10 protein-coding genes are annotated in these 11,501 nt (G+C 66.6%); 4 read left to right on the forward strand and 6 right to left on the reverse strand.

Features of this window, described 5'->3' with window-relative positions; genetic code table 11:
• Positions 1-25 precede the first annotated feature (25 nt).
• The gene (locus BST42_RS09285) at positions 26-1,795 is read right to left on the reverse strand and encodes an ABC transporter ATP-binding protein (RefSeq protein ID WP_083118267.1); all 1,770 of its coding nucleotides are present in this window, start codon (positions 1,793-1,795) and stop codon (positions 26-28) included.
• A 73-nt stretch (positions 1,796-1,868) separates the two neighbouring features.
• Between BST42_RS09285 and BST42_RS09290 the strand changes: the two genes are divergently transcribed.
• Both BST42_RS09290 and BST42_RS09295 read left to right on the forward strand, forming a co-directional pair.
• Positions 1,869-2,444, forward strand: a complete 576-nt coding sequence (locus BST42_RS09290) for a TetR/AcrR family transcriptional regulator (RefSeq protein ID WP_083118268.1) — start codon at positions 1,869-1,871, stop codon at positions 2,442-2,444.
• Positions 2,445-2,547: 103 nt separating this feature from the next.
• The gene (locus BST42_RS09295) at positions 2,548-3,624 is read left to right on the forward strand and encodes a GGDEF domain-containing protein (RefSeq protein ID WP_083118269.1); all 1,077 of its coding nucleotides are present in this window, start codon (positions 2,548-2,550) and stop codon (positions 3,622-3,624) included.
• Between the two features lie 15 nt (positions 3,625-3,639).
• Here BST42_RS09295 and BST42_RS09300 read toward each other — a convergent pair whose 3' ends face one another.
• The 3 genes from BST42_RS09300 to BST42_RS09310 are packed head-to-tail and all read right to left on the reverse strand — an operon-like array spanning position 3,640 to position 6,675.
• A complete protein-coding gene (locus tag BST42_RS09300; protein WP_165760817.1) occupies positions 3,640-4,725 on the reverse strand; it encodes a DUF2855 family protein in 1,086 nt (361 codons plus the stop codon).
• 10 nt (positions 4,726-4,735) lie between these two features.
• On the reverse strand, positions 4,736-5,881 hold the full coding sequence (locus BST42_RS09305) for a PP2C family protein-serine/threonine phosphatase (protein WP_083118270.1): 1,146 nt from the start codon (positions 5,879-5,881) through the stop codon (positions 4,736-4,738).
• Positions 5,878-6,675, reverse strand: coding sequence for an alpha/beta fold hydrolase (locus tag BST42_RS09310; RefSeq protein ID WP_083118399.1), 798 nt, complete (start codon positions 6,673-6,675; stop codon positions 5,878-5,880). Before BST42_RS09310 ends, BST42_RS09305 begins: the two co-directional genes overlap by 4 nt.
• A 171-nt stretch (positions 6,676-6,846) precedes the next feature.
• Here BST42_RS09310 and BST42_RS09315 point away from each other — a divergent pair, with 171 nt between their 5' ends.
• A complete protein-coding gene (locus BST42_RS09315; RefSeq protein WP_083118271.1) occupies positions 6,847-9,054 on the forward strand; it encodes a hypothetical protein in 2,208 nt (735 codons plus the stop codon).
• Between the two features lie 97 nt (positions 9,055-9,151).
• Positions 9,152-10,597, forward strand: coding sequence for a beta strand repeat-containing protein (locus BST42_RS09320; protein ID WP_083118272.1), 1,446 nt, complete (start codon positions 9,152-9,154; stop codon positions 10,595-10,597).
• Between the two features lie 200 nt (positions 10,598-10,797).
• On the opposite strand, the gene BST42_RS09325 is transcribed toward BST42_RS09320, so the two are convergent.
• Together BST42_RS09325 and BST42_RS09330 are read right to left on the reverse strand one after the other, a co-directional pair.
• Complete coding sequence (locus tag BST42_RS09325) at positions 10,798-11,148, reverse strand: heme-binding protein (protein WP_083118273.1); 351 nt, start codon at positions 11,146-11,148, stop codon at positions 10,798-10,800.
• Between the two features lie 32 nt (positions 11,149-11,180).
• Positions 11,181-11,462, reverse strand: a complete 282-nt coding sequence (locus BST42_RS09330; protein WP_083118274.1) for a hypothetical protein — start codon at positions 11,460-11,462, stop codon at positions 11,181-11,183.
• Positions 11,463-11,501 lie beyond the last annotated feature (39 nt).

Raw genomic sequence — 11,501 nt, forward strand, 5'->3', positions numbered from 1 at the left:
GGTGTGGTCCTGATTCTGGGATGAGCTATCTGCCGGAGTCGAGGCGCAGCGCGTCGACCAGACGTCGATACAACTCGCAGCGGCCGATCAGTTCGTCGTGGCTCCCGCGGTCGACGATTCGCCCGCGATCCATGACGAGGATCGTGTCGGCGTCGATGACGGTCGAGAGCCGGTGCGCGATGGTGATGACCGCGCGTTGCCTCGCCTGGTGCCGGATGACGTCGTGAACCGCCGCCTCTGAGAGCCCGTCTATTTGAGCCGTGACTTCGTCGAGGAGCAGCACGTCGGGCTCACCGAGCAACGCCCGCGCGAGCGCCACTCGTTGCCGCTGCCCACCCGACATGGTCACCGACGCGACATCGGTGTCGAGCCCCAGTTCGAGTCCCTCGACGAAGTCGACGAGCTGGAGCCGGCGCAGAACGTCGTCGATATTGCGCTGTGTGGCTGATTGATTGGCGAAGACGAGGTTCTCGCGCAGGGTGCCGGGTAGTAGCGGACTGTCCTGCTCCACGTAGCCGAGGCGCGCGCGGACGCCGGTGATACCCAAGTCCGAGTACGGCTGGCCGGCCATCAGCAGGCGCCCGGCGTCGGGCTCGATGAACTTGAGGATCAAGGCGAACAGCGTTGTCTTGCCGGCCCCGGAGGGCCCGACGATCGCCGTGTGACCACGCCGGGGCACCGTGAAATCGACGCCGTGCAGCACCGTAGGTCCGCCTCGGCGATAACGTGCGCTGACTCGCTCGACGGTAAGTGCGGGGGCGTCGGCATCGGATGGGTCAACCTGCGCCAGCGTGTCAGCGGATCGCTCCGGGGTCAGCGCCTGCACGTCACGGATGCGACCCGCCGCCGCAATACCCGCCTGCAGCGTGGTGAGGTGCGTGCTCAATTCCATTGTGGGGCCGAGCAATCCCACCGCATACAACAGGAACGCCACGAGCGTCGACATGCTGAGTTGTCCGATCGACACCAGATACGCGCCACCGCACACGATGACCAAGGTCGCGGCCTGGATGCCGGAGAAGGTCACACTCCACACCAACGCCTCGCGGCGAACGGCGCGCAAGCTGTGCCCCCTCGACTCTTCGGCGAGCGAAAGCAAGGCGCGCGATTGCCGGTCTTCGGCGGCGGCGACTTTGACGGTCTTGATGGCGCGCAACGTCGTCTCCAACAGCCCGCCGAGTGCGCCCAGTGAACTCTGAGCGTCTTCCTGAGCCTGCCCGATGGCCGGCATCAGTGCCCCGAAGATGACCGCGATCACGACGATGGCGCCGATGGTGACGGCTGCGAGCAGGGGATTGAGGTAGACCATCAGCACCAAAGTGCCGACGACGGTGATGGTGCCGTTGACCAGCCCGACCGCACTCGAGGACGCCGCCTCGCGCAGCAGCACCGTATCGCTGGTCACCCGGGTCACCAGTTCGCCGTTGGGCCGTACCTGGAGAGGGATCAGGCGCGCTCGCAGGAATCGCCGGACCATGCCCTGGCGGGCGTCGTAGACCACGTCCTCGGCCAGGCTGCCGAGCATCACCCACTGCTGCCAGCTCAGGACGGTGCCCACGACGATCAGGCCGGCCAGCAACAGGATCGGGCCGACGAAGCGGCTACCCGTGCTGCCGATCGAGTCCAGCACCCACCGGGTGACGAGCGGCGTCGCGAGTTCGGCTGCCGAGACACCCAGGCCCAGCACGAAGGCGAAGGCCAGGCGGCCCTTATGGGGTCGGGCGAACCCCCACAACACGGACAACTTGGTCGGTTGCGCCGGTGTGGTCGGGTCGACGTCGAGAAGTGCAGCCATCCAATTATTAGGACAGTGTGTCCTATTTTAGTCAAATCCGTCCCATTTTGGGTTCATCGGGCACGATGGGCGCATGGCGTCTACCGATATGCCGCCGCGGGTCAGGGACCGCACGCGGGCGGCCCTGCTGGCAGCGGCCATAGACGTGCTCACCGAGAACGCGGCTGCCTCGATGAGCGAGATCGCCGCGACCGCCGGCGTCGCCCGGAGCACCCTCAACCGCTACTTTGCCGATCGCGCGGCGTTGACCGAGGGCATCGAGTCGTTCGTCGAGGCGCAGTACGAGGACGCAGTCCGGGCAGCCCGGACTGCGGAGGGCACCGGGTTGGCGGCATATCTGCGAATCGTCGACGAGATGCTTGAGCGCCTCGACAGCTTGGGGTGGTGGATGCGCGCGACGGCGGACTACGACCTCGACGACTTCGACTGCGAGGCCGACCAGGGCTTGATCGCGGTCATCCAGCGCGGCCACCGCGATGGCACAGTCGACACCCAGTTCACCCCGATGTTCATGGTCGGCGCGACGTGGTCGATGCTGACCGCGGCGTACTACGACGTGCGGCACGGAAAGCAGCCCCGCCGCGAGACTCGGGACATGTGTCACCGAGCGCTGATGAAGCTGGCCGGCGCAGCCACCGCGGAAGGGTGATCAACGAGTCGCCTGTCGTGGTTCTTCGCTGAATGTGTGAAATTATTGACGAGTGCGTAATACAGGTCGGTTTGTCCCGCTCCGTCGTGGTAGCTGAACCGCGATGGATCTGATCGCCCTCGGCCGCGCCCGCCAAGCGGTACTGCGGCTCGGTGTCGTGCTGATCATGGTCGGCGCGATGATCGTCGGCACATCGCCGGGCGACTGGATCGCGGAGTGCATCTGGATCGCGGCCTATGCGCTCGCCGCGATCGGTGCGGCCGTTCTGGCGGTATCACCAGTCGGCAAGCGGATCAGCGGACCACGCTGGCGCATCGCGACCGCCGCCACCGACATCGTGGCGCTGGCGGGTTTCCACCTGCTGACCGAGGGCGGGTATGTTCCGCTGCTGCTGATCGGGCTGCTTCCGCTGATGGTGATCGTCGAGCTGTCCTGGCAGCGCGCGGCAATCGTGTTGTCGCTGAGCGTGGTTGCATTCGTGGGGACGCTGATCGCCGACTCGTCGATACACCAGAGAATCGGCTGGCCGACGGCGTGGTTCCTCGTCGTCGTGTACGTATACCTGTGCTGTGCGGCATTCCTCGCGACGTATGTTCACGCGCGCCAGATTGCCGAAATCTCCTCCGAGCGCACTGCAAGCGAGCGGCTGGCCCATCAGGCGACCCACGACGACCTGACCGGTCTGCCGAATCGGGCGTATGTGCTCGCCCGGATCACTGACGCCCTCACCCGAGACGGCCGTGATGCGTTGTCCGCCGTGCTGTTTCTCGATATCGACAACTTGAAAGTCATCAACGACTCGTTGGGGCACGACGCCGGCGACACGATGCTTCAGACCGCGGCGCAACGCCTTGCGCGTTCGGTACGAGCCGGGGATGTGGTCGCCCGACTTGGCGGCGACGAGTTCGTCGCGTTGCTGTTCGGTCCGACCACCCCCGAGGCGCTGGACGGACTCAGCGAGCGAATGCACGCTGCGTTGGCCGAGCCGGTCCGCATCAACGACGCCACCCTGCGCATGACTGCCAGCATCGGAATCGCCCCGATCAACGAACGCGACGACAACACCGCGGCCGCCATCCTGCGGGACGCGGATCATGCGATGTACCAGGCGAAAAGGCTGGGACGCGGCAAGAGTGCTTACGCCGCTGACCAACTCGTCGACACGAACGGACCGGCGTAGTCACGGCGGCCCTGCTCACACCGACAGGATGTGCCCCTCGTTCGCCGGAACGGTCCCGTTCAGCAGCGCCAGATAACACTGCTCGACGGCATCGCGACCTTCTGACCTCACCACCTTCATCCACGGCTGCTCCGCGTCGTCGATGCGAGCAAGGAATGCCGTCCACGCCGATGCCAACCGCTCCTGCAGTCCGTCCGTGCCCCACTCCGCCGCGCGCTTACGGGCTTGTTCGGGCGCGAAGAACAACTGCGGCGGCGGGCCGGGTAGGTCACCGCCGCCTCCCATCGCATCCCAATGTGTGGCGCCCACTGCGCAGCTGTAGGCCAGCAGATCGCCAAGTCTGCGGTGAACGGCCCCGCGTACCGCGGTGTCGCCGCTCATGTCGACGTACACCGATGCGACCTCGGGAAGGGTGCCCGCGTCGTCGTAGCAGAGGACGTCGTCGTAACAGCCAAGGGAGCGGGTGAATTCGGCGTTCGCCGGTGACGTCAGCCCGACGACGGTGACATCCCCGCCGCGCTGTGCGAGGCAGAACGCGGTGCCGTACGCAGTCTTGCTGGATGCGCTGGACAGGATCACCGTCGTGGCGCCGAAGAATGCGTTGTCGGCCAGGAAGTCGTCGATGAGGAACGACGTGGCGAACAGCGGACGTAGCAGTGCCTGCTGTGCCTCGCGGTCGGCGCGATAGCCGGGGTCGGCGCTGCACCGGATGTACTGGTTGTAGACCGCGTGCAGGGCGCGGCGATGCTCGGAACCCTCGGCGAAACCACCGGGGTGCACATCGGTGGCCCGCAGCACCACCTCGTCGGCGATCGGCCAGTAACCGTAGAAGCGCTCGTCGACTTCCACTCCGGGACAGCGTGATTCTACGACGGTTGCGAAACCCCATACCGGGACGTGGCCGGTATCCGATTCGCCGGTCGGATAGAACTGCCAGTAGTTCATCACGTCGCCGAGGGCCGCGTAGGTGATGTTGTTCGACGTCAGGGCGAAGGCGTCGATCCGCAGACGCACATCGCCATCGTCCAGGCTTGCCGCGGGTGACTCGTCCCAGTGAGTGGTGCGCAGATCATTGCGTTGCACCACGAAGCTCGTCGTCATGGTTCTCCCATCACTCAGGGACACCCACCGCCAGCACGGCTGTGTCGTCCTCGATGCCGGATCCGAAAGAGTCCAGCAATTGCCGGATTTCGACGATCAACTCGTCAGCGCCTACCGGGCCCAGGGCCGTGACGAATCGTCGCAGGGCGCCGTCGTCGTCGTATCGGCGGGTGCCGTCGCCGACCCGCGCCTCGGTCAGCCCGTCGCTGTAGAGCAGCAGGGTGTCGCCCGGCGTGAGTCGCAGCGTGGCGTCGACGAACCTCGGCCGGACGGTCAAACCGACTGCCATACCGCCGGTGAAATCCAGATAGCCGACCTCGCCGGAGTGTTCCATCAGCAGCGGCGGCGGATGGCCACCGCTGGCCAGCCGCACCTCGAACCCCTCGTCCTTCTGGGTGAGAGTCCCGAAAATCACTGTGCAGAACCGCGTTTGGCCATCGCGGTACTCCTGGCCCAGCACGGTGTTCAATCGGTGCAGCACGGTGATGGGTTCAGGGTCGACGACGGCAGCTGTGCGCAGCGTGTAGCGGGTCAACGACGTGATCGCCGCGGCCGCCGGGCCCTTCCCGCACACATCACCGAGGAAGAAGCCAGACACGTTGTGGGACAACGGGAAAAGGTCGTAGAAGTCGCCGCCGATGTCTTGCACCGATGCATGGTAGTGGGCGGCGGCGGTGAGCCCCTGGGGCACCGACAGTGACGGCGGCAACAGCGATCGCCGCAGCGTCTCGGCCAACGACTCGGCCCTGGCTTGCGCGGATTCGGCGCGTTGACGCTCGACGAGCAGCTCCCGTTCGTACGACCTGCGTTCCCGGGCATCCTGGATGTCCACCCGAAGTAGCTCCGGCCGCCCGTCGTCCCCGCGCTTGACGTTGGCGGTCAGGAAGACGGATCGCCGTGAGCCGTCCGCGGCCCGCAACTCCACGCTGATGCCGTCGAGCTGGCCGCTCATCTGCAGCAGCGGGGCGAAGTGGGTTTCGAAGTGGATGCGCCCACCGGCGGTGAGCAGATCGGTGATCGGCTTGCCGCGCAACGCATCCGGCGTTGTCCCGAGCCAGGACGCCAGTGTGGCGTTGGCCTCGACGATACGGCCGTCCGTGGTCGCCGCCAGCTGACCGCTTGGCGCGTGCTGCCACAGATCCTCGGTGTCGATCATGGGGAGGCGAATTCCGCAAGGGCCTCTGCAGTGGCCTCGGGCGCGCTGACGTGCGGGCAGTGGCCGGTCGCGTCGAGCGTGACGAGCTGGGCGTCGGGGATGTGATCGCGGACGTAGGCGCCCACTTCGGGCGGGGCGATGACATCCTGGCGGCAGTCGATGATCAGCGTAGGGACCGGGATGTTGGCGAGGTCGGCCCGGTTGTCGGAGAGGAATGTGGCGCGGGCGAACACTTTCGCGGCGGCGGGGTTGGTGCGGCAGAACGTCGCGGTGAGATCCGCCGCGAGCTCGGGGCGGTCCGGGTTGCCCATGATCGCCGGGGCCATCGACTGCGACCAGCCGAGGTAGTTACTTTCCAGCGATTCGAGGAGCTCGTCGATGTCGGCGCGGCTGAATCCGCCGCGGTAGCCGTCGTCGTCGATGTAGCGCGGCGACGGGGTGATCATCGCGAGCTTGCTGAATCGGGCCGGTGCGGTGGATACCGCAAGGGCGCCGATCATCGCGGCCACCGAGTGCCCGACGAGTGTCACGTCGTACAGGTCAAGCGCTTCGGCAATCTCGACCACGTCGTCGGCGTAGCCCTGCAACGAGGCATATTTGGCCGGATCCCACGCGGCGGGGTCGGCGTTGCCCGAGCCGACGTGGTCGAACAGGACGATGTCGAAGCGGTCCTGCAGCCGGGACGCCACCGGGTGCCACAGGTGCTGATCGCAGCCGAAGCCATGGGCCAATAGGAGCGTCGGCCCGGTGACGTCACCGAGACGGGTGACGTTGTTGCGGAGAGCGACGTCCATCAAGGCATGATAGTTGGCCCCCACGAGCTGGATTTTAGGGGAAATAGCGCGGTCAGCGTAGGCAATGAACAATTCGCATAAGTGCGTTTACGCGTACACACTCACGTCACCCACGGCGTGTGCTATACCCCTAGCAAATCAGCTTTTTCGTCAACATCGGGGGTTCATGCCATGGGTCTGGGACAGCAGAGTCGCTACGTCGGTCGGGTTGGAGCGTTGGCGGTGGCTCTCGGTGTCGGCGGGCTGATCGTCGCGTTGCCGGCGGTGGCCGGCGCGGACAGCGGGGCGGGGGACTCGGGCAAGACCACGTCGTCGGCAGGCAAGGCCGCCCCGCGGACCGCGGCGAAGGCGGGTCCGCGTGCCCCGAAGACGTCGGCGTCGACGCCTGCGGCCGCGGTTAAGCCGGCCGCATCGATCTCCGTGGCGAGTCGTCGGCCGCTGGATCGGGTCAGCGGCAGCGGCGATCCCTCGGCGCCTGCCACCGAGCCGCTGTCGTTTGCGGTGCTGGCGGCGACTCGCCGGGACGGGACCGCCCGCTCGGCACGCTCGGTCGTCACCGGTGGAACCGCTTCTGCAGCAGCCGCTTCGGTGCCCACTGCCGCCGTCACAGGAAGCACCCCGCCGCCCGCGGGAGCGACCGCGGGCAGCGCGCTCGGCACCGCGGTGCGCAACTTCATCGACTCGCATTTCCCGGGTTGGAGCCCGATCGCCGGCGACTTGGCGCCGATCGTGGCCAACGGAATCCAGGACCTGCTCGCCAACGGCAAGGTCAGCGCCGAGGTGAATCAGCTTCTCGCGAATAACGCGATCATGCAGTTCGTTTCGACGAAGATCTCGACGGCACTGAACACGTACCTCGGTGTGCCGTCACCGGTCGGCACCGTCGTCGGCAATGCGGCGGTCAGCTTCGCTCGCACCGTGCTCGGCAACACCGGCGTCCAGGCCGCGCTGGACGTGCTCGCCACCGCCGTGCAGCCGGACACCGCGCAAGCCACCGCGATCGCGGCCGGTCTGGCGACCAACGACATTGCGCCGCTTGCGAATTACCTCAAGGCAGTGGTCGCCAACTCCTCCGACGAGATCGCGACCTTCCTGAGCACCCCGGCCGTCCAGGCTGCGCTGGCTTCGGGGGTGTCTGGTGCAGTGATCGATCTGACCAGCGGTGCGGTCATCCCGGCGTGGCTCGGCACTGCCGTCGACGGCTGGGTGACCTCCGCGCTGGGCGGCGACGCCACCGCGACTGCCGTCGGCAACGCGCTGGGCGCGGCCGTCCAGGGCTTGCTGAGCAACACCAAGGCGATCAATGGTGTTGCCGCGGTGGCCGGTTCGGCTGTCACCGACATCTTGTCCGCGCCGGGCGTCCCCGCCGCGCTGGCCGACTACATCACGCACTTCGGCACCGCCCTGCTGGCGGGTGACAACTGGATCGATGCGCTGGATGTCGCGTGGCAAGGGCTGGAAGGCAATTCGGCGTTCCTGTCGGCGCTGGCTCCCGCCGCGGGTGACGTAGTGTCCTCGCTGGTCACCAACGCCGATGTGGTCGCCGCGCTGGCGTCGACGGCGAAGTCTTTGGTGGTCAGCTTGGCCGCCGACGAAGGCTTCCGCGCTGTCGTCTCTGAGTTGTTCGGGCCGACGTACGGCCCGACACTGGCTGAGGCCCTTGCCGATCCGAAGTCGGCGGCGCAACTCGGTGCGACGGCCGGCTCGGTGATCACCAGCTTCCTCGCCCAGGACGGGGTGGCGGCGACGTTGTCTTCTGCCGCCGAGCAGATCGTGGCGGCGCTACTGTCCGGGGTTTCGCCCGTCGACGTGCTGGAAGGCGGTGTGCAGCAGCTGGCTTCCGACCCGGCGTTGGTCGCGGCATTCAACGCCACCGTGCCGGACGCTTTGCAGTCGGTGCTCAAGGCGCCGGCCGTTCGGGACGTGATCAGCACGGTCGCGCAAGGTGTGGTCAATCAGCTGATCGACTCGACCCCGCTGAACAACACGGTCCTCGATCCGGTGGTGAGTCAGGTCGCGAAGGCGACGGTCCAGGCCTTCGTGTCCAACCCGGCCGCGCAGGGCTTGATCGGTGACCTGGCCGGGGATCTCCTCGGCGGCACGCCGCCGGCCGATGTGGTGCAGACGGTGATTTCCCGGGTCGTGGACAGCCCGGCGTTGCAGATCGCGCTCGGGCAGTCGCTGGGGCAGGGCTTCGGTGCGCTGCTCGGCGACAACCCGGTTGCCTACGCGGTGGGTCAGCTGGCCGGTATCGGCGCGGCGCTGGCGTTGGTGTTCAGCTTCGGGGCGGCGAACCTCCTCGGCCTGACCGGGGGTCTGTCGGCGGCGTCCTCGGTCCCGAGTGGCAGCTCGTATTTCGTGACGCTGCAGATTGCCTGATCGAGAATCGGGCGCAAACACGGGCGGTTGCGCCATACTCATTGCTGTCGTATAGCAAATCCGCCAACGGCGCTCTTGGCTTGATCGGGGAATTGTCATGATCAGTACCGCAAAGACTCGTTACACCGTGACCGGTGTGCTCGCCGCAGGCGCCGCTGCCAGCGCATTACTCGCCGGCGCCGCGCTGGGGTCAGCCCCCAAGGCCAACGCGAGCTGCGCATCGTTCTTCGGTCTCGGGAACAGCGCCGACTGCTCCAGCACACCGCTGAGCATCGCGATCGCGGTCGGCAGCGGCGCGACCGCGCATGCCAGCGGACTGTTCGGCGGCGCCTTCGCCCTCGGCACCAATTCCGCCGCGACCACCGGCGATGCCTTCACCTTCGCCACGGCTGCCGGGAACGGATCGGTCGCCACCGCGAATGGACTCTTCGGCATCGCCGCGCAGCTGGGTCCGAATGGCTCCGCCACCACCCAGGGTTCGGGCCTGTTGACCAACCCCGGGTTCAACATTGCGCTGAATGTCTCGGCACTCGGTGCGCCTACCGACAGCAGTAGCGTCATCGCCGGCGGTCCGGGTGCAGCCGGCAACATCGCCCTCAATCTGTTCGGCCGGGGGACCGCGAACAATCCGGACAGCATGAAGGTGGTCTCGCACGGCCTGCTCAACATCGCCACGAACTGGGGCGGCCACGACAACGTCATCGAGGCCGGTGATGCAGCGACGAGCTCGCTGCTCAACTTGACCACGAATTTCTTTGGCAGCAATACCAGCGTCACGGCCGAGGGCGGCATCTTCAACTGGGCCACCAACCTCCTCGGCAACAACAACACCGTTGCCACCAGTGGCAGCCTGGTAAACACCGCGAGCAATCTGCTCGGCAGCAATAACACCGTCACCACAACGGGCGGCTACGGGAACTGGGCCCGCAACATTCTCGGCGATGGCAACACCGTCACGATCACCGGCGGCTACGCGAACGCGGTCCGAAACCTGTTCGGCGGCGGCAATACCGTGACAGTGGCGGGCGGCGCCTATGGAAGCACCGCACAGAACTGGTTCGGCACCAACAATGCCGTGACCGTTGCGGGAGGCATCTACAGCTCGGCCACTAACTTCCTCGGTGGCAACGGCAATACGCTCACGTCGACGACCGGGTACAACAACTCGGTGGTGAACATCATCGGGAACAACAACACGCTGTCCGCTGGTGGCGCCGGCAGCAACTACAACCTGACGTTCAATTCGTTGGGCAGCAACAACCAGGTGTCCTCGGGCGGCGCCGGCGGCAACCTCACGGCCGGGTTCAACTTTGCGGGTGGCACCAACACCGTGACCGCGGGACCGGGTCCGCTTGCCTTCGCAGGCACGATCTTCAACAACGGTGCAACTGTCACCAAGACGGGTCCCGGTGTCGCGATCAACAACTTCCGCATCGGCGGGGCGCAGGCGACCGGCGGCTCGAGCAGCAAGGCTCCGGCGGCGAAGACCGGCGACAGTGGCAAGAAGAAGGCATCCGCAGGAAGTGCGCGGGGTAAGCGCTAGCGGCCTCGCGACTCAGGAGTAGGGCATAGGGTTGGTGCCCGCCTCTGAGCGACAACGGATTCGGCGCGCGCGGTCGCCGTCGAAATTGACGTCACGCAGACGAAGTGCGAGTGCACTGCTGCGTCAGATCAATCTCGCAGCGCAGCGCCAGCCGTCTTGTCGCTCAGAGGCGGACACCAACCGTGCCAACCCCGACGGGCTCAGCCCATCGGCCCCATGTCGTCGGGCATCGGTGCGTCGCAGCGGGCGCGGAAGTCCGCGGCCGGCTGCCGCACGGCCTTGATCTGGTCGCGCACTTCAGGATTCGCCTGCAGGTAATCGGCGACGGCTGTACGCATCTCGTCGCGCGACTTGCCCTTGAGCCCGGTGAAGAAGGCATTCACGTCAGGGTGGGTGAACAGGTACACCGACATGCCCGCGTTGACTCCGGACAGGACCTGGGTGAGGTCGCCCGCCGTACAGTTCGGTACGTCGGCAGCGGCGGTTGCCGCGCTGCCGATCAGCATTGCGCCTGAGATGATGCCGGCGCTGATCAAGTTGCGGACCAACATTCGACTGCTCCTAACGATGAGGGATGGACAGATTAGCGCGGACCGATTCCCGGTCGACCCGGCCGGATCGGCGGAGACGGTGGATTCGGTCGGGGGTTGAGGTCGATGTCGATGCCCCAGGCGTCGTCGCAGTACCACGGGTCTGCGCAGTAGCCGGGGTACGCCGGTCCGGCAATCGGTGCGGTGGGACCGCCGCCGCGGACTTCGCCTTGCGCGCAGACGGTGGCCGCGCCGGCATTCGTGCAGTCGGCCGAGGCGGGTGTGGCCGAAATCAGGCTGGCGGATCCTGTCGCGATGACGATCCCGAATGTCATGAAAGTCAGAGCTTTTCGCACGGCCGTACACCCCGATTC

Source organism: Mycolicibacterium rhodesiae (assembly GCF_002086695.1).
Taxonomy (GTDB): Bacteria; Actinomycetota; Actinomycetes; order Mycobacteriales; family Mycobacteriaceae; genus Mycobacterium; species Mycobacterium rhodesiae.